Here is a 20353-nt window from a genome sequence, read left to right as displayed (position 1 = left end):
CAAGTATTCAGAGAAGGTCTAAACATTGTCAACAAGGGTTTGAAATAAGTCAAAAACAAAAGAAGCACCGCATGATACGGTGCTACTTTATAGGTTATGAAACTTATATTATTGTTTGAATACTCTTTTAGAGGCACTACGTCCATCTTCTGCAACAAGCTTAATTATATAACTTCCACTCTGCAAATTTGAAGTCTCTATAGCATTGGTATTTTGATAGGTTTCAATATGCTGTCCTAAAACATTATACAATTCAACAACAGCAACTTCCTTTGAAATATGCAACACATCATGAACTGGATTCGGATATACTTCCACCGATAAATCTTGTCTTGGACCATTATTAAGACCTAAAGTAACATAAGACAAATTTGAGGTTACATTATCAATTGAAACCACATCATTTAAAACAGCACCTGATTTAATTTTAATTCTAACTTGAATTTTAGAAAATGGTATAATGGTATTGGGTTTGTTAAAATATATTGAATGCCAGTTACCATCAGCAGAAATTGTTGTAGTACCAGAAGACAAAGACCCTAATGTGTTATCTTCATCATCAAACAATTTAAAAACAGCTTGATATTGAACAGAGGCATTCGTTGACTTTGCATCAAAGGTAATTTCAATATTATCCGTAGAAACTTCTTTACCAAAATCATACACTGCGTTATCAAAATAGGTAACAACAGTTTGATCTTGACTAAAAGTTAAGGCAGCTCCTGTTCCGCCTCCATTACCTACAACGGTTCCTAAACTTGAATCTGTTGTTGTATTATGAGACCAATCTGTCAAAGCATTTTCAAAATCCCCATTACTCACATACATATCTTCAGTTGTAGCTTCTTGAAAAGTTACATTATCAATATAGAAATCTTTATCTGCTGTTTTAGAGATTATTCTTAAACTAACATTCGTTGAGTTTAACACACCTTTTATTGTAGATGATACTTGCTGCCAACCTGTTCCTGAAAGCGTATAAGTAAGTCCTGTTGTGGTACCAGGACCTGATTGCCAAATTTGAACTTGAACTTTACTTCCATCATCTCCTTTTACATCAAACTTAACAATATAGTCTCCAGCATTTGCAACAGCAAAACTTGATGCTTTTGCACCTGAAGTTGTTGAAGAAGCAGACTCAACAAACAAAGCACCAGCAGGTTGCCCTTCTGCTCCGGCATATGAAATTGAAGCACTATTTTGACCCGTCCAATCACTGGCATCGGTATCAAAACCTCCATTCGAAAGTTGAGCGTTACTATTAAAAGCAACTATTGATAATAAAATTAGTGTAATTTTTTTCATGATATATTGGTTTTAATTAATTGTTTAGTTTACTCTTCAAAACTAATAGGAATCTGCTTTTTAAAGGTCTCATAAGTGTCACAATAGGTTTGTTTTCGGTCAAAACAAAAAAAAGCACCACCATTTGGTGATGCTTTTTTATACTAGAAGTAATTCCTACTTCTTAAAAAATCTTTTCGTAACAATCTCCCCCTCTAGTGTTGTAATTCTAGCAATATACGACCCACTTTTTAAGCTTGAAGTATCTACTTTACTAACATTTGAAAAGGAAATAACTGGCTGACCTAGGATATCATAAACAGAAATCTGAGCAACCTCTGAGGTAATATTAAGAACGTCCTGTACTGGATTAGGATATAAGTTTAATGATATATTTTGTTTTTGAGAGTTATTTAGTCCTAAAGTAACATAAGAAAAACTAGAGACCACGTCATCTACAGCAACTGTTCCATTTAAAGGAGCACCATCCTTAATCTTTACACGAACTTGAATCTTGTTAAAACCTCCAATATCATTAGTTTTATTAAAAGACAATGGCTCCCAATTTACACCAGTTGCGTTTGAAGAACCTGTTGTCAAGGAACCTAAATTAATATCATTGGCATCAAATAGTTTAAAAACAATCTGAAAATTCACGTTAATATCTGAAGTTTTAACATATAAATTTACATTGATATTATCTGGATAAACAGTCTCTCCAAAATCATACACATCGTTATCAATATACGTAACTAAAGTTTGTGCTGCAGAAAAAGTCAATCCCGCTGCTGCAACAGAGCTATTATAACCAGCTACAGACCCCATTGAAGATTCGGTATCAACTGTATGCGTCCAATTAGCTAGACTACCCGTTTCAAAATCACCATTTGAGACATAACCATTTTCTGTATTTGCCATTTCAAAAGTGACATTATCTAAATTATAAGTTGATTCAGCTGTTTTTCCAATAATTCTCACATTTACATTTTCAGCATTTAAACCTGTAAAGGTTGTAGAATAATCTTCCCATTGACCTGTTTGTTGGATGGTATATGTTAACCCTGTAACAGTTCCATTAGTAGCCTGATAATAAGCTGCTTGAACTTTATCACCCGCCGTACCATAAACTTGAAATTTCATGATATAATCTCCAGCTGCTATTGCCGAATTTGGTGATGATTTAATTCCTGTGTTCGTAGCATTCGCAGTTGTAATCTTAAAAGAACCTCCTGGGTTCCCAAGAGTATTATCATGTTCAAATACTGTTGGAGTATTCTGCATAACCCATCCAGAAATATCAGAATCAAACGTTCCATTTGATATTTGTGCATGCCCTAACAAAGAGGTCATTAATAAAAGTAAAAGTGTAATTTTTTTCATGATAGTAATATTTAATAATTAGTTGATTTGATATTTCAAAATTAGACTTCAAATATGACTATCAGGTTTCATTAATGTCCGATATGGTTTACAAATTGTCACAACAACAAAAAGCCGCTATCTTACTGGGATAGCGGCTCTTAACAAATGATAATTTCGTTATTTTTTCACAAAAACTTTGGAGATAATTGCCCCGTTTTCATCCTGATTTTTAAGGATATAGGCTCCGCTTTTTAGAAATCCAACCTCAATACGATCCGTATTAACTTTTCTTGTTATCAAATTCCCCACAACATCGTAAATTTCTATTTTTTTTGAGATTGTATTTACATGCAATACATCTCTCACCGGATTAGGATATATCAAGAATGACTCTTTTCTAGAATCGATCATGGAAATCGAAAGAATTTCATCGCCATTTTCATCTTTTATATTTGTAACAATATCATCTAAATACGCTATGGTAGTATTATCTCCACCTTTGGCCCTAAAAAACACAGTAACACTTTTATAAGTATTATCCGCTAAGTCACCATCATCAAGCAATCTGTTAGAAGATGAAACTGCGTAAGTAGCACCAGGACTCACCCATCCTTGATAAAAGGTTTTTGTTCCTCCGATACCGTCACTATAATTTAACTTAAAACAAACTTGTACCTCTGCAGCCGTACCCGTTGCTTTATGATAGTAATCTAAGGCTAATGTATATGTTTCAGGAATATCGGTTTCGAATTCATAGGTAAAGTTGTTTTCTAATTTGATATCACCACTTGAAAGTGTTCCATCAAAAGCAATTTCAGCTGCCTTACTTGCACTTACACCCTCACCTTCAGAGATATAGAATTCCGTTGCCGTTGCCGTATCTAAACTCCAAGACGTTAACTCATTTTCAAAGGCAGGGTTTTGTACATATCCGCTATAACTCACTTCATGAAATACAATTTCACTCACATTTACTTCTACTCCAGCACCAGCATTATAATCTGCATTTCCAGCGCTTTTAAAATGAAACTTGATATCATTCATCGTATACTCCCAATCCGATTCGCTACTCAAATCAAAAACATGAGTTTTGTAATCTGAATGGAAATTGGGAATATCGAAACTAATGTATTTTCTACCTCCTCCTTCTTTAGGAAAAGACATTCGTAAATAAGTGGGTCCGGCAGCAGAAGGGTTCTTCAAAGAAATAGCTACATATCGATACAGCTCAGCATTGATATTTGCTGTGGTAGTCCCAAAAACGGGATTCGAAGCAGATTCTGTTAATGCTAAATTTAGATCTCCATCACTGATTGTAGAAGTCAATCCTGAGTTTACAGTCCATACATCATTTGGGGGATCAGAATTCTCAAAATCAAATGTATAAGTACCTTGCGCAGCCAAACCAAAAGAAACAAATAAAACAATAAAAAAGGTATTTTTTTTCATAAGCCATTATTTAATTAACATTCTATTATACTGATACTTAAGTTAAAAAAATAATTTCATAAAAAAAAGCGTCTTGCAATGATATACAAAACGCTTTTAGAAAAATCGGTTGGGGGTAATTATGAATTCTTATTTTTCTTTTTGGCAGTTTTCAAGGCTGTTTGCTGCTCTTTGCTTAAAACTCCAACAATCATTTCTTTGTATGCTTTTTTATATAAAGCCTTCAACTTTACTTTGGTTTCTTCTTCTGATAACCCCTGCGACTTTATATCTTTTACTTCCTTAAGCATGCCTACTTGATAGGCAAGCATTTTTTCCTTTTGTTCTTCCTCTAAGCCCAAGTTCTCATTTTCAGAAATAATAAATTTATCTATTTGAACTATTTTTTCATTTGCTTTATCTTCTAACGTCTTCTTCTGTGCAGTTACATTCGTTAATGATAATAGAATTACTGCGATTGCTAAAATTCTTTTGATAGTCTTCATAATTGTTTTGGTTTAAAATTAATATTGGTTGTTTTTATTTCGCCTATTCACAAAAAAGGCTCCTTCTTCTGTCAATTCAGATTCCTCATCAATTTTGCTGTACCTCCCGGAACGTGAAATCAAAACATGACTTAATGAAATAGTTGCAATAGACTCCACATAATCCGCTAATTCCTTAGTTTGTTCAATCGAGTGACTTTGAGCTCCATATTCGGTTACCCACAATTCTTTATTCTCATCCTTTATATAATGGGGTAAAAATCGGTCTATTCTATCTTGTACAGTTTCATCTACATGCACATACAAATGATAAACAAGAGCATCAATAGCTACTTTGATATTGGAATACACATCTTGATTCCAATTTTGTTTTCTTTCATTCCCTGCCTGCCTTCCTATCATAGAAACTCCAAACTTTGCTAAGGGAAACTTTTTTCTGATTCGAGGGACCCACTTATTAATCGTATCAGCATAAGCTTTTCCACTAGGAAAAACTTCCTCATAATGATCGGAATACAACTCATTTCCAATCTCCACAAACCTCACAGGAACCTTAGCAGCTTCCAACATTTTCAATTGATTTTCCATGGTACTTTTCACAATATCAACCACAAAAATAATTTGGGTATTCGTACCATCTGCCAACAACTTCACGTCTTCAATTTTATGTTCAATATCCTTAACGGTAGGCTCACTTGGCAATCCGGTTTCCCAATTAAAATTATGCGCCATAGTTCCCCCAGGGTATCGCAACATAGTGGGCTCCATTTTAGAGATAGTTGACACCAATTTTTCTGTGATTACGGGAGTATCTCCCCAACGCATATTAAAACCAATATGTTTTTTTGGGGTAGGATATGTTTCTTCTAGTGAACTAACATTAGAACAACCTAATAATGAGCAAACACATATATATAGAGGTAGGATAATTCTTTTTTTATGGCTGCAAAAACTAAAAAACATATTGGTTGGTTTGGTTGACACAAAATTGCAAAACATGCTTAAAATTTAGGTTTCATATTTGTCAAAATAAGTTCAGAAAACATCTAACAAACACAAAAACAGAGGCGTTACAGATAAAAAATAAAAAAAACACAAATATTTTTAGGGTTTTTTACTGCTTCTCACGCTATTATTTATGAAGACAATAATTAATTAAAAACTATACATTATGAAAACTTTTAAGAATATAGCAATCGCAACAGTAATCGGAGCAGGAGTACTAACAGCATTTAACAATCCATTAAACGAAAAAAATTCTAGCAAAATGATACAAAACAATACAGAATGGAATCAACTTAAAGAAGTTGTTGTTGGTAGATGGGAAGCTAACACTTTTAATACTCCTAAAATCAGCAACGATGTAAGAGCTCATTATCCTTATATAACGGATGCTGCATTTAAATACATGGCAAAATCTCAAGAACAATCACTTGCTGACGTATATCCAGAAGATGATCAAGAGTATCATATCGAAACCGAGAATCTAGTTAAAAAATTGGAGGAACTAGGAGTTAAGGTTAGACGACCAGACGAAATGGAGTTTCAGGTAACAGGTACCGCTCAAGTATACTCTAGAGACCCTATTATCACCATTGGAAATAAATTTATCATTACCAATATGTATACAGAACAAAGAAGACAAGAATCTGCAAACTATAGAAGAATTGCTTTAGACCTTGCTAAAAATTACAACGGTGAAGTGATTAGCATGCCTGCAAACAAATTAGGCTACCATGAAGACAATATGTACATCGAAGGTGGAGATGTTTTTGTAGACGGAAAAGATATTTATGTTGGAATAAGTGGAAATGCTTCTAACGAAAAAGGTATCGCATGGTTACAAGAAACTTTAGGAAATAGTTATAAAGTACACGCAATCGCTTTGCATAAAAACGTTTTACATTTAGACTGTGCGATGATGTTGATTAACGAAAACCAAGGAATAATCTGTAAAGAAGATTTTATCGACTTTGATGCATTGCCAGCAAAATTGAAAAACAGAGAATGGGTAACAGCAAAACCTGAAGAAGCTCAAATTATGGCTACCAACGGAATTGTGGTAAACAGTAAAACCATTCTTATGTCAGATGCTTTTCCGAAAATCGCAAAAAAAGTAAGAGAAATGGGAATTGAAGTGCATGAAATCCCTTACAAAAAAGCAAATTACTTTGGTGGTGGATTGAGATGTAGTTACCAACCAATCACTAGAGAATAATGTATAATTAACTAAAAAAATCAGTCCGTATATTTTATACGGACTTTTTTCAATTATAAATTAGGGTTTTTCACAAACTATTACGCTACTATAAATAGAGAACCTATTTTAAAACCTATACCATGAAAAAACTAATCTATCTAGCAATCTTATTATTCGGAATTCAATTTACCAATGCTCAAATGTTTGGATCCTTAACACTTCCTGGTCTTGGAGGTGCAACCAATGCAAACGCGGCAACCTATTCAGGAGATGGTGTTAGTGTAGGTGCCATAGCTCTATTTTCTAGCAAAATCAATCCTACAGTTACAGCCCTTTCTTGGAACACCGGATATTCAATACTTGGAGGAAAATATACAATAGGAATTGCACAACCTGTAATTTTCAATGACAACTTTTCATCGAGTTTTTTACCTGTTACCGCTTTTACCCCAATTCAGTTGTCATGGGATCTAGACAACTTAAAACTCCAAGGAAGCTATTCATTTATGTATGGACAAGATCTACCTCTGAATGGACATTTGTTTTCTTTAAAAGCAACCAGATATTATAATGAAAACAAGTATTCTTTAAACGGAGGAATTATTTATGAATACAGACACAAAAAAGGAACTAGCGAAAAAGAGTTTGGGGATGCATTTATCGTAGAAGCAAATTTCTCTAGACATTTCACGAAAGGAAAAACCGTAGGATTACTAGGATACTATAATGCGAATATCAGTCCAGAATACGTAAACTCAGAACCTATTTTCAACGACAAATCTTCTGTTTCTGGAATTGGTATAGATGCTGGAATCCCGTTGGGAAAACACTTTTTCATGAATGCAAAATATATTCAAGACTTAACAAAAAACGAAGCCATAAAAGCAAACAAAGCAGTTGTAGCTTTATTTTACAAGTTTTAATTCAAAAACATTTTTTGAAGACCTTTATAATTTTTTTCCAAAATATCTTCTGGGTCTCCACCTTTTACATGTCCTAAAATACCCCAAGGCCCTTTATAGCCAAGATCTATCAATTCTTGTATCATGTTTTTTTCTAAATCCCCTTCACCAATTGTAATTATTTTGGGGCCTTCTTTTTTCATTCCATTCAAATTCACACACCACAAATAAAGATACATCAACTGAATGTTTTCTTTGAAATTTTCTACATCTTCGTGAGCATGATGGAAATTATAAATAATCCCTATTTCACCTTTTGGGAATTGAGAAATAATTTGAAGTTGATTTTTAGGATTCCCATACCATCCACCATGATTGTATAATGCTATTTTACACCCTAAAGATTTAGCTCTTGCAGAAAGATAAGCGATCATAGCTTTCGCTTTTTCAAATGCAACTTTATCAGAGACATTCGTGAAAAATTTTGGATCCATACCCACCCAAACCTGAGTGTGCAAACCTGTTTTTTCTAAATTTTCAAATACTGCTTCATTCTGTGCTCTTAGCGCATCAGGAGCATCTTTTGATAAATTTATATACAACCAAACATTATGGATTTTAACTCCTTTTTCTTGAGCAAGTTTCCATTCTTTCGCCATGGTAGGTATATGTCTAACTCTATGACCGTAACCGTATTGTTTATATCCTAAATTCTGAATCATTTCAATTCGTTCTTTAGGAGTCCGTTCTTTAACATCAAAACCAACAATCGACCATGGAATTAAATTTTCTTTGGAAAAGGTGTTTTCAGAAACAGGAGTATTACAGGCAGTAAAAATCAGAAGCCCTAAAAAAAACATTTTTTTCATTAAAGTCAGTTTAATTAATGTACAGCACTATCTAAATAATCCATAATTCCGTTGTTGTTGCTGTCTATGGTTCCTTCCTCATCATCCGGAGTTCCATCATTATCAGCATCTCTAACTAAAATATTTTTTTCGTTTTTGGAAGAAATCTTATACGGTGCCGTTTTCAGTAAAGCCATACAACCAGCACCTTCTCCATGCGCTCTAATATCTCTTGAAAATTTATGAAGCAACGGTTCGTAGGTATCTTTAGAAACCACAGCTAAATTCATCGTTTCATTAGGGTCCAGTTGATAATCATACAATTCATAGAAATTTTCTTTTCCTTTTTTCACCCATTCGATATAACGATATTTTCCCTTTACTCGGTACCCGTATCCTATTCCACGTTGTCCTCTATACACGGTAACTGCACCTATTTTTACTTGTGCATTTCTATCATTCAAAATCGGCACTAAACTTCTACCCTTTAAAGCTCTTCCTGTTGATTTGGAATTATTTTTAGGCTGTTCCGGAATTTTCAACCCAGATAACTCGCATAAAGTAGGATACAAATCAACGGTTGAAACTGCAGAAAAAGTCTCCCCTCTAGCTTCAGAATTTCTAGGATCTACAATAATCAATGGAGATGATGAAGCCACTTCTAAATTTGAGTGTTTATTCCAACGACCATGTTCTCCTAAAAACAAACCATGATCCCCCCAAAGCACGATGATTGTATTCTCTGAAAGCCCTAATTTTTCCAGCTCATCTAACACCAATCCAATTTGAGCATCTACAAACGAAGTGCAGGCATAGTAGCCTTTTTTCAACTCTAACTGAAATTTTTCATTGACCAAACCGGTTTTCTTATCCATATTGTTTTGGACATCTTTACCATGAGGCGCATATTTTTTTAAATCTTCTCTTCCAATTGGAGCCGCTTGATTGGCTGCTATTTTGAATTTTGTGTTGTCATACAAATCCCAATATTTTTTTGGAGCAATAAAGGGTTCATGTGGTTTTTTAAATCCGATTGCTAAAAAGAATGGATCGTCTTTTTTCGCAACTTTTTCTAACAATTTCAATCCTTCAATCCGAATCATTGCATCGGTATACCTCTCATCAGGTAAATCCACTGCATCTATGGCCACGTTTTTTGGATGATGTCCGTTTTTAGGGGCATAATACGGGATAGACCAAGAAGCGATATCATCGCCATCTTTTGATTTTTGTCCTTTAACACCTACCGTTCTCGGATCATGAATTTTTCCGGCTGCCGCAGTAGTATATCCGTTCTCTTTAAAATATTGAGGTAAAAAAATCACATTGTTTAGTTTCGCTCGGATTGGTTTAAAACCAATCACTCCAGTTTCTTCCGGCATTAAACTTGTCGTCAACGCTGCTCTTGAAGGACCACATACGGCATATTGAACTTGATGATTTCTAAAAACCACTCCTCGTTTGGCTAACCGGTCAATATTCGGAGTTATTGCTTGTTCATCGCCATAGACTCCAATATTATTCCTAAGATCATCTACGCAAATCATCAATATATTTGGCTTTTTATCTTGACCTTGAACAAATTGAAAAGACATAAAAACTAGCAACACAGCAATTACAATTCTGATAAACCTCATGGTTAATTGATTTTAGTTATTAAAATTTCACTTTCCTTAAACCCTATTCTCTCTGCCATTGTATATAGATAAACACCCTTTTCTAATGTTAAAGGTTTCGTATACAATTGCCAACCACTATTAAAATCTAATTTTAAATTATTCTTTTTGGCTATATAATAAGCAATCGATGCCCCTTTGGTCTCTGTGCAAAGTTGTATCGTTTTCTTTTTCTGCTTCACGATTACAGTACTTGTTTGAGGTTGCTTATTTCCAGGCCACATTTGTGCAATCATTTCTGACTCTGAAATATCTGCAAAATCTTTGTTTTTTTGAGCTTTTAGTGCTTTCCGCATCCTTTTTAATTGAGTCTTATATGCAGGATCCTCCGCAAGATTTTCTAAGTTAAAGGGATCTGCTTTACAATCATAAAGTTCTTCGGTTGTTTTATCACCAAACCAAATCAACTGTAAATTATTCAACTCATCTTTAGAAGCTAGTGACAGCAAATCAACCATCAACGGTACTTGTTTTCGATAGCCAACATCCTTGTACTTTTTCAAGTCAGGGTAATAGTTTTTTAAATACAAATACTGCTTATCTCTAACAGAACGAATCCTATCTGTAAACTCATCAAATCTATCTGAACTTCCGTAAACATACACTCTCTCTTTAGTATTAAATCCTCCTAAAAAGGCTTGACCATCCATATATTTAGGGGTTTTTAGATGCGCCAAACTCAAAATAGTTGGAGCTAAATCCACAAAAGAAATCATTTGATCTGTTCTACCACTTATTTCTGAATTGAGGCTTTTGACCATAAAAGGAACTTTCAAACCAGAATCTAAAATTTCTCTTTTTTGTCGAGGTAAGGGTCCTCCATGATCACTATAAAAGAAAATAATGGTATTGTCATACAGTCCATCTTTTTTAAGCTCCGCAACGATAGCACCGAACTTTTTATCCATTAACTCAATATTACTATAATTTCTAGCAATGGTTTTTCTAGAAATTTCGGTATCCTGAAGATAAGGCGGAACTTTTACCTGTCCTGGATCTACGGTTAAAGGTAACTTATCGTGTTTCCACAACTTACTCTCATGGGTGAGATCTATATTGAAAACTGAGAAAAATGGTTTGCCTTTTGGAGCATTTCTCCAATGTGCTTTATTATTATTTTGATCCCAAGCAGTTACCGGAGCTGCAAATTGATAATCAGTTTTCTGGTTATTCGTACAAAAATAACCCGCTGCTCTCAAATACTCCGGAAAACATTTAACCTCAGCCGGAACTACTGCAGCATACTGAATGATAGAATCACCGTTAATATCTGTAATTGGTATCCCTGTTTTATAGGTTCTTTTCCCCCAAGATTGAATATCCATCCCAGTTCTCATATGCATGGTTCCAATACTTGTGGCATACATCCCTGTGATAATTGATGAGCGAGAAGGAGCACAAACTCCCACTGTTGCAAAAGCATTATCAAAAACCATGGCTTCTTTAGCAAAAGCATCTAAATGAGGCGTTTTAGCAGTGGCATCATCGTACATAGATAGCGTTGGACTGATATCTTCACATACAATCCATAGGATATTTGGTTGTTGTACCTGACCATGTGATGCGATACAAATACACGCAACTATTATTAAAATCAATTTTTTCATTACAATTCAATATTTATTTCTGTCGCACCTCCTTTTTTCAAAACAAAGGTTCCCTTTTTCACTTTGCCATTTTCTTTGTATGAGTACTCATAAGTTCCATAAAAACCATTCACAGGTAATTCTCCTGTTTTTGAAGTCTTACTTGTAATGTTTGTTTGCCATTTTTGATGCACCAATTCGTAAAAAGCCTCTCCCATTGGAGCGAAAGACCAATCTTTGTTATATAAAATTGCCTTTGGATTTCCTTCTGAATGAAAACCCCAAAATAAAAACTCACTTACATTTGGCTGACTAAAGGCTGCTATGATAAAATCAGAGGTGTATTGTTTCCGTATCTCTGCATCGTTAATTTCCATAGTAAACTCAGAAATACTGATTTTTTTATTAAGTGTACCATAATAGTTAAGGATAGAAACCACCTTTTCTGGAGGTGTTAAATCAGACCCAATATGACATTGGATTCCAATCCCATCCACCAATCCACCGGTATATTTATCTATGCGTTTGATGTAATTATAATACCATTGCTGTTTTTCAAAATCGATTCCTCCTTTGCTAATAATTCCGTATTCATTGGTAAACCTCCCTACATTTGGCTGCAATTCTTTTAAAATCCGAAAGCCATCATATAAAACTTCTTCTGAACCAGTTATTCTTTGAAAGTCTTTATTCGTATAAGCCTCATTCACCACATCCCAATGTGAGATTTTCCCTTTTGTAGTCTCTGTAATATTCACCACATGATCTCTTATTAGTTGTCTCAAAGCTTCAGGTTGATCTTCCATTTCTCGAACCTCTTTGTTCTGATACTGAAAACCTGGCCAAATCAAAACATGTCCTTTTATGTTTAAATCGGTTTTAGAAACCTCTTCTATAGCAGCTAACGTTCTAGCTCTATTTTTTTCACGATGCCAACTTTTTATTTTTAAATCATTGGCAAAAACAATCTCATTGAAATCTCTTGACAAATACTTTAATTGATTCTGATCATTCAAAATATCTGCCGCATTCACAGTTGCTCCCCATGAAAATTCATGTTCAATTTGCTTGATTTCAATTTTTTTATTTTTCAATGGCTCTCCTGATTTGCTAAAACTCAATAGCACATCTCCTTTTCTAATTTTCTCTATTCGTTCGAATGCTTTTTTTCTCCAAACAGCATCGTCTTCCATACCGACATACTTAATTTTGGTCTTTGGCAATGCTTCCAAGGGAACAGATCTATCGAAAACCAATACATGAATGTCCGCAAACAAAGCTTTTTGAGGTTGATACCCAAACTGAACGGCCATCCTTAAGTCGTCTTTTTTTACTTTTTGATTGACCTCAAATGGAATATAATACTGCTTCCATTCTTTTGCTAAACTTATGGTAGAATTGATATTTCCTTTATAATTTCCGGTTTGATTTAGCACCCATAAAAATCTAGCTTCCCCCGTCTCTAATCCAGAAAAAACCGTTTTTGCTTTGAAGGACACCAAAACTTTCTGTCCTTTTTCTAACTCCGTTTTTTTTACAGGAATCGAAGTTGAAGCTTTGTAAATAAACTTTGGACGCACTTTGGTTTCTATTGCCAATACATCTTCGAAATCTTCCATTTTTTTTATAAATGTGACCTCTCCGTATTCCTTATTTGTTCGGGTATATTTTAAATTTTTAGTGTTTGTGATATCCTTTCCTTTTTTCAAGATTTCTTGTGCGCATACAGTTATACTGCTACCCACCATCACAAAAAGAGCCATCAAACATATCTTTCTTAAAAATTTTCTTTCCATTGGTTTAGTTTTTTCAATAATTCATCCGCCACATCTGGTTGTTGCGTAGCGATATTATGTTCTTCAGAAAGATCTAAAGACAAATCATATAATTCAACAGTATTGGTTTCATAAAAGTGTATCAATTTCATGTCTCCTTTTCTAATAGCTGAAGACTTTGCATCACCTGTATTTTTTGGTCTTGCTTTTGACGAATGCCAATAAACAATACGATTTTTGTTTGATTTTTTAGTTTCTATAATGGGCTTCAAACTCTTTCCATCTACGTTTGAAACAATTTTACCTGTTCCGTAATCTAATAAGGTAGGAAATACGTCCATCAACATAGCTATTGAAGTAGTTTCTTTTTGAGGTTGAATATGGTTTTTCCATCGAACAAATAAAGGAACTTTTATTCCTCCCTCATACAACCATCCTTTTCCAGCACGTAAAGGAGCATTACTCGTAGCCAAACCGCGTTTGTTATAACCATCATTAGACAGCCCACCATGATCTGATGAAAACACAACTATTGTATTTTCATCCAAACCCAATTGCATCAAGCTAGTCATAATTCGACCAATATTCACATCCAAATTTTCGACCATTGCTGCATAGGTTGCATTGTCTTGTCTCATTTTTGTTCGTCCTGGTCCTTCCGAAATATATTCTGGTCCTTCTCCAAAATCAAATTGAGAGATTTCTTTTCGATTTCGTTTCACATCTGCTTCTTTGGCCTCTAAAGGTTGGTGCACGGCATAATAAGCCAACACCGCCATTACAGGTTTGTTTTTGTCGACATTTTTTAGATAGGAAATAAATTCAGTTGTTAAATTATCTGTCAAATAATCACCTTCTTTACTGCGCTCCTCTATATCAACAATGGGTTTCTTTTTTACATTTCTATTATGTCCTTTTGGTGTATTAAAAGGGTATAAAAAACTAATAGGAGAGCCTGCCGCTCCAGCGGCAAAGGAATAATTGTAGCCAAAACCTTTTGGACCGTGTGAATCATGTCCTAAATGCCATTTACCAAAATAAGCAGTTTGGTAACCTGCAGTATTAAATTGATTGATAAAATTTTCATCCGCTGACACGTCTGTCATTTCAAAACCATCATCTGGAACATCACCGTCTTGAATTGGATATTTACCTGTCATCATGGCAAATCTTGAAGGAACACATCTTGGGTAATTCGCATAAGCATTCGTAAATTCAAAAGATTCTTTAGCTAAATTATCTATATGTGGGGTTTGGTATATTTTAGAACCATGTACACTTAAATCATGGTATCCTAAATCATCGACATGAATGACAATTATGTTTGGTGCTTTTTGTACAGTTGGTATGTTCTTATTAGACTGATTTCCTTTACAAGAAAAAAGAAAAGTCAATCCATATAAAAAAACAAAACATCTCATCTGTGTAATCATAATTAAAAAATTAATTTAGTTGACAGCAAATTACCTAATAGTATAAAAAAAGAGGTTATTCTAGAAATCTAATTAGGTTCAATAATCGTCAATTCCAATAAAATCGAACTACTTTATTAGCCTCAATGCGTTTTTAGTTCTAATACAGCGCCACTATTCTTCATCCATGCCTCCACTGATTTTTATTTAGGTATATTTTTCATTTCATAAGGATCGCTTTCCATTATAAAAAACTTCATAACCTTTGATTCATTTTAATAATTTTTAGAATTATTAAAATACCTAAAACAAATGATTGCAGCAACTTAGTGCATAAAAAATCAAATATTACTCTCTAGACAACAATGGAATAATCACGTCATAGGCCGGAGTAGGCTCAAAATTCTCATCATAAATAGATTGAAAATGTCCTGTTCCCGATTTATAGCGTTCTCCCAAATCCCATAGATTTAAAGTTACTTCTCCGTTTTTACTTTTTTCAAGTAAAACAGTTACTAAAGCTTGGTATACCCTTTTTTGAATTAATCTTTCTGCAGTTTTATCTTCTCCTTCTTTGATCAAATAATCCAACTCTGTAACATGAAATGCTAAATCATTGGCATGTGCCCAGTCGATCAAATCGGCCAACTTTTCCATGGTTGCTGCCGTGTTATCAACAAAGTCTTCTCTTTTGGCTCCTAACAATAAATGAGCTTGCCAACCAATTCCATCTACCCGATACCCTTTCGATCGAATGTATAAGATGGTTTCTTTTACTCTATCCCACATCACCTCTTCCATTCCTGAATTTTGATTGTATACCAATTTCACATTTGGAGCATGTTCGGTTGCTAGTTCAAAAGCTTTTAAAATATAAATTGGAAAACCAGCATCATCTAGACCGATGTGAAGCCAAGGGTTTTCCCACTTGTCAACACCCTCTTTAGGGCCAAACCAAGAACCATCTTTTAAAATAGTTTCATTTACCACATCCATCCATTTCACTTCTGGAATTCCGTTGTATTTTTTTGCTGATGCAGTCATAAACTGTATCATGTTTTCTAGTAATTCTTGTGGTGTTCTAATATCATCTTTTGCCCATTTGGAAGCTTGTGGACTGATAGGGCCATGAATTCTAACTTGTAAATTATTTGCTTTAGCTAAGTCTAAAAACGCATCAATTTTAGTCCATTTCCAATTATCTGGTGTTGAGAGCACCGCGGACTGTTTAGCTGCATTCGCTGGGGTCAAATATTTAAAATGTTTTGAAAATAAAATTTCTTTTTGCGTGCCTAACTCATGGTAGTTTAAGGTAGCTCCAACCAATAAATCGGTTTCAAGCTCCATCATTGGTTCGTTGTCACCCTCTTCTCTATTTTGAGAAGTACATGAAACCCCCAACACAAAAACAAAAACCAGTTGAAAGTAGCTCTTTTTTAAAGTCATTGCTGTTTGTTTTTAGAAAAAATCTTTCGCAAAATCTGCTTGATACAACTTATAAAATTCCACACCAATTCTTTTCATAGATTTTGTTACGTAATGCCCAATCGGTGGTGGATTCTTTGGATAAAAGTCTTTAGAATTTTTATTATTCGATTGCGGAATCAATCCCACTAGAACATCCTCGTTAGAAGCCTTTTTCATTCCTTCAACCACTTTACCATTCCCAACTTGAAACATCATAAATGGCATTTCAGGCACTCCAAACTCATCGCGAACTGAATGAATTAAATTTGATAAATTTTGCCCATAACTTTCGCTTGGTTGCATTCCTCTTTTCGTATTGCTATCTGCTTCCCCTTGCACCCATAACATGCCACATATCTGGTAATCAGATTTCTTCAAAGGATCTAGAACTAAGTGTGCTAAAGAAATAAACTCACTGTATAATTTAGGGGTCTTTAATTCGTTGGTTAGTGCAGCTTTTTCCTCAGTCCAATTAGGATTCCACGCTCCATACAAAGAAGTCCCTCCTTGTGATCTTTTTATAAAAACAAATTCTTCTTCAGGATAAGCCTCGGCAAGTTCAATTCCAAAAAATATTTCTGGTCCAAAAACATGGGTTACCTTAAATTTTTTTTGAACATAACTATTTCCTAAAGTAATTTTTAACGGACTTACTTTTTGATCATTGTAGTAAAACTGTATTCTATTTTTTACAGCTTCCAACCTTTGAAAGTCCTCTGATGAAATTTTATCCGCATCGGCTCTTCCTTCCATATTTGATTGACCTGCGAAGAAAAACACCTTTTTAGTTTCATTATTTTTTTGTGCGATTCCTTTTTGATTGACGCTACAAGCAAACAAAACTAGAAAAAAAACAATATGAAATTCTTTTATGAGTTGATACATTACTTATTTTTAGGTGGGTATATCTTTACTTTTGATGGAATTAAATATTCTTTTTTCCATCCTTTTAACAATTCTAACAATTCCTTTTTCTTTTTTGGTTCAGAAGCTGCTAGGTCATTTAATTCTCCTTCGTCTTTTACCACATTATACAATTCAACTTTATCGGTATCTTTAAAATAAAGTAATTTATAATCACCAGATCTAACGACCTCCGTTTTTCCATCACCTGTACTATGGGGTCTTGCTTTGACAGATCTCCAATAGACCGTTCTATCATTCCATTTTTCCTTACCCTCTAGCACTGATTTAAAACTCTTTCCATCAATGCCTTCTACTTTTTTATTTATAGACAAATCCAACAAAGTCGGAATAATATCCATTCCTAAAACGATCGACTCAGTATCAAATTTCGGTGTAATTTTTGCTGGCCAATTAACAATATATGGCACCCTGATTCCACCTTCGTACAACCATCCTTTTCCTGCTTTGAAAGGTAAATTTGTAGTAGCTAACAAACGCTGCCCTTTATGACCTCCATTTGACAAACCTCCATGATCAGACGTCACCACGATGATGGTATTTTTATCCAACCCTTCCTTTTTTAATGTTGCCACAACTCTTGCAATATTCTCGTCAACATTTTCAACCATCCCTGCGTAGGCAGCATTGTCTTGACGCATTTTTCTTCTACCTGCACCTTCCTTTATGTATTCGGGACCATCTCCATAATCAAAAGCATCTATTTCTTTTTGATTTCTTTTTTCATCTTCTTTCTTTGCTTCAATAGGCGTATGTACTGCATAATAAGCCAGAACCGTAAAAAATGGTTTCTTTTTATCTCTATTTTCAATAAATCCAATGGTAGCATCCGTCAATACATCCGATAAATAATCTCCTTTTTTTCCATCTTCTGTAACATTCAACACAGGATATTTTTCACCGTGACCTTTTTTCTTCTTCCCTTCATTAGCTTTAGCTTTTTCTAATGTTTTGGTATTAAAAGGATAATGACGTGTATCTACACCTCCGGCATGACCTGCAGCGTAAGACTGGTGAAACCCAAATCCTGTTGGGCTACTTTCTTCTCCTCCAATATGCCATTTACCTGTGTAAGATGTTTTATATCCTGCTTTATTGAACTGATGTATAAAATTCTTTTCAGAGGGAATTCCTCCTAAATAACCTTTACTTTCATTCACAGGATATGTTCCTGTAAACATTCCATAACGAGAAGGTGTACACCTCGGATAACTACTATATCCATTTTGAAAAACAACCCCTGTTTTAGCCAAATTATCAATGGCCGGTGTTTGATGTATTTGAGACCCGTGATATCCAATATCATGGTAACCGAAATCATCAACAATTATCATTACAATATTTGGTTTTTCCTGTGCAAAAACTGACTGCACGAATAACAAAAACAATAGGATTAGTTTAGGAAATCTCATCTTTTTTCAATGGTGTTTAAGTGGTTTTTCAATTTAGACTTTAAATCGGCCACAACCGATTTATATTCTTTTTCATTGACTAAATTTTTTGTCTCATTAGGGTCCTTATCATAATCATATAGTTCTCTACCAATAATATTAGAGTCCTTATACGTTTTATAGCTTTTATAAGCAGCTCCGTGCCACTCTGTGTATCTATATTGTTTTGTTCGAATAGAATACCCCATTTTATCTTTCCCTCTAGGATATTGACTCACCGCATAAGTAACGTCAAGGCTTGTCTTCTGGTTTCCATCTAAAAGAGGCACCAACGATTTTCCATCTACTTCGGTTCCTTTTACTCCTGCCAATTCAAACAAGGTTGGAAATACATCTACCAACTCTACAGGAGTCTCTTCTTGTCTATTTTTAGATACTCCTGGACCAGCAAACATAAGAGGAATTCGAGTGGCTTGTTCAAAATTTGAATGTTTACACCATTCTGTATGATCCCCTAAATGGTATCCATGATCTCCCCATAATACAATAACCGTATTTTCTAAAATATTTCTTTCCTCTAAAGCATCTAACAGTTTTCCTATTTGCGCATCTACATAAGACACGCAGGCCATATACCCATGAATCAATTCTCTCTGTTTTTCAACTGGCATTTTATCACCAATCCCTAAACTACTATCTATATCAGAAAAAGCTCTAATTTCTCCAAAGGAATGATAAGCAACTTTCGGCGTTCCCTCAGCCAATTCTTGAAACGGCGCCAATTCAATTTCTTCTCTCTTGTATAAATCCCAATACTTTTTAGGTGCTACAAAAGGTAAATGTGGTTTCTGATATCCTACACCAAGGAAAAAAGGTTTTTCTGTTTTTATCAAATCATCCAATTTTCTAATAGCATCAATCGTATACAAACCATCTTGATACATTTCATCTGGCCCTTCAATACATTCCGAGCTAGGCTTCAATGTTTTAAAAACAAACTTACTTTGCTTACCATACTTTTTTAAACCTTTAGCCAATGCTTGTTTCTTAAGCTCGGCCATAGCCATTTTGGTTTCTGGTTTTTGATAAAAAGCATACATCGGTTTCCCGTATTCTTTTGGGAAATTTTCTGGTAAGGTATGAGCTATAGACCAGCTCTTACCATCATGCCCTTTTGATGTAGACCCTTTGTGATAAATTTTCCCCACTGCAGTTGTTTCATACCCCTGAGATATTAAATATTCTGGCATGGATTTTAATTGTGGTGCCGATTCTCTAAAATTTGTATGTAAATCCCAAACTTTAGTATTGTCAGGATACATACCTGTCATAATACTTGCTCTAGAAGGACCACAAACGGCTTGTTGTACATTAGCGTTTTTGAAAATAACTCCCATTTTTGCCAAACGATCTAAATTAGGTGTATGCATTTGTTTTTCACCGTAAGCGGAAATCAATGGTTTTAAATCATCTACTGCCAGGAACAATATATTTTTTTGCTCATGGATGGTACTCTCCTTTTTTTTCTGAGCTTTACAAGAAGTTAGAGAGAGTACTATAGCTACTAAAAGAAACTTAGTTATTTTCATATT

Annotated in this window: 16 protein-coding genes; 2 read left to right on the top strand and 14 right to left on the bottom strand. The window is 34.4% G+C overall.

Annotation, left to right across the window (positions count from 1 at the left end):
• Positions 1–108: 108 nt before the first annotated feature.
• The 5 genes from AC2DZ0_RS12765 to AC2DZ0_RS12745 all read right to left on the bottom strand — a co-directional run bounded on the left by AC2DZ0_RS12765 (position 109) and on the right by AC2DZ0_RS12745 (position 5543).
• On the bottom strand, positions 109–1305 hold the full coding sequence (locus AC2DZ0_RS12765; RefSeq protein ID WP_484642205.1) for a T9SS type A sorting domain-containing protein: 1197 nt from the start codon (positions 1303–1305) through the stop codon (positions 109–111).
• Positions 1306–1461: 156 nt separating this feature from the next.
• The gene (locus AC2DZ0_RS12760) at positions 1462–2664 is read right to left on the bottom strand and encodes a T9SS type A sorting domain-containing protein (RefSeq protein ID WP_484642204.1); all 1203 of its coding nucleotides are present in this window, start codon (positions 2662–2664) and stop codon (positions 1462–1464) included.
• Positions 2665–2823: 159 nt separating this feature from the next.
• Positions 2824–4095 carry a T9SS type A sorting domain-containing protein gene (locus tag AC2DZ0_RS12755; protein ID WP_484642203.1) on the bottom strand — a complete coding sequence of 424 codons (1272 nt, stop codon included), beginning with the start codon at positions 4093–4095 and terminating at the stop codon, positions 2824–2826.
• Positions 4096–4214: 119 nt separating this feature from the next.
• Positions 4215–4580 carry a hypothetical protein gene (locus AC2DZ0_RS12750; protein ID WP_484642201.1) on the bottom strand — a complete coding sequence of 122 codons (366 nt, stop codon included), beginning with the start codon at positions 4578–4580 and terminating at the stop codon, positions 4215–4217.
• A gap of 18 nt (positions 4581–4598) precedes the next feature.
• Entirely contained in the window at positions 4599–5543 is a 945-nt protein-coding gene (locus AC2DZ0_RS12745) for a glycosyl hydrolase (RefSeq protein WP_484642200.1), read from the bottom strand.
• 208 nt (positions 5544–5751) lie between these two features.
• On the opposite strand from AC2DZ0_RS12745, the gene AC2DZ0_RS12740 reads away from it, so the two are divergent.
• Together AC2DZ0_RS12740 and AC2DZ0_RS12735 are read left to right on the top strand one after the other, a co-directional pair.
• Positions 5752–6798: a dimethylarginine dimethylaminohydrolase family protein gene (locus AC2DZ0_RS12740; RefSeq protein WP_484642199.1), complete on the top strand. Its 1047-nt coding sequence runs from the start codon at positions 5752–5754 to the stop codon at positions 6796–6798.
• A 122-nt stretch (positions 6799–6920) separates the two neighbouring features.
• Complete coding sequence (locus tag AC2DZ0_RS12735) at positions 6921–7703, top strand: transporter (protein WP_484642197.1); 783 nt, start codon at positions 6921–6923, stop codon at positions 7701–7703.
• Here the strand turns inward: AC2DZ0_RS12735 and AC2DZ0_RS12730 are convergent.
• The 9 genes from AC2DZ0_RS12730 to AC2DZ0_RS12690 all read right to left on the bottom strand — a co-directional run bounded on the left by AC2DZ0_RS12730 (position 7700) and on the right by AC2DZ0_RS12690 (position 20350).
• Positions 7700–8551 carry a sugar phosphate isomerase/epimerase family protein gene (locus AC2DZ0_RS12730; protein WP_484642196.1) on the bottom strand — a complete coding sequence of 284 codons (852 nt, stop codon included), beginning with the start codon at positions 8549–8551 and terminating at the stop codon, positions 7700–7702. The genes AC2DZ0_RS12735 and AC2DZ0_RS12730 overlap by 4 nt on opposite strands.
• A 14-nt stretch (positions 8552–8565) precedes the next feature.
• The gene (locus AC2DZ0_RS12725) at positions 8566–10167 is read right to left on the bottom strand and encodes a sulfatase (protein ID WP_484642194.1); all 1602 of its coding nucleotides are present in this window, start codon (positions 10165–10167) and stop codon (positions 8566–8568) included.
• A 2-nt stretch (positions 10168–10169) separates the two neighbouring features.
• Entirely contained in the window at positions 10170–11813 is a 1644-nt protein-coding gene (locus tag AC2DZ0_RS12720) for a sulfatase family protein (protein WP_484642193.1), read from the bottom strand.
• Positions 11813–13588: an endo-1,4-beta-xylanase gene (locus tag AC2DZ0_RS12715; protein ID WP_484642192.1), complete on the bottom strand. Its 1776-nt coding sequence runs from the start codon at positions 13586–13588 to the stop codon at positions 11813–11815. Before AC2DZ0_RS12715 ends, AC2DZ0_RS12720 begins: the two co-directional genes overlap by 1 nt.
• Positions 13570–15000 carry a sulfatase gene (locus AC2DZ0_RS12710; RefSeq protein WP_484642190.1) on the bottom strand — a complete coding sequence of 477 codons (1431 nt, stop codon included), beginning with the start codon at positions 14998–15000 and terminating at the stop codon, positions 13570–13572. Before AC2DZ0_RS12710 ends, AC2DZ0_RS12715 begins: the two co-directional genes overlap by 19 nt.
• A gap of 327 nt (positions 15001–15327) precedes the next feature.
• On the bottom strand, positions 15328–16425 hold the full coding sequence (locus AC2DZ0_RS12705; protein ID WP_484642188.1) for an endo-1,4-beta-xylanase: 1098 nt from the start codon (positions 16423–16425) through the stop codon (positions 15328–15330).
• Between the two features lie 12 nt (positions 16426–16437).
• Entirely contained in the window at positions 16438–17331 is an 894-nt protein-coding gene (locus tag AC2DZ0_RS12700; RefSeq protein WP_484642186.1) for a sialate O-acetylesterase, read from the bottom strand.
• Positions 17331–18782, bottom strand: a complete 1452-nt coding sequence (locus tag AC2DZ0_RS12695) for a sulfatase-like hydrolase/transferase (protein WP_484642184.1) — start codon at positions 18780–18782, stop codon at positions 17331–17333. The genes AC2DZ0_RS12700 and AC2DZ0_RS12695 overlap by 1 nt, the downstream gene beginning before the upstream one ends.
• Positions 18779–20350, bottom strand: coding sequence for a sulfatase (locus AC2DZ0_RS12690; protein ID WP_484642183.1), 1572 nt, complete (start codon positions 20348–20350; stop codon positions 18779–18781). The genes AC2DZ0_RS12695 and AC2DZ0_RS12690 overlap by 4 nt, the downstream gene beginning before the upstream one ends.
• Positions 20351–20353 lie beyond the last annotated feature (3 nt).

It is taken from the genome of Flavicella sp. IMCC45668, assembly GCF_057219105.1.
The sequence above is the reverse complement of the archived record's forward strand: the minus strand, read 5'-3'. Positions and strand labels throughout refer to the sequence as shown.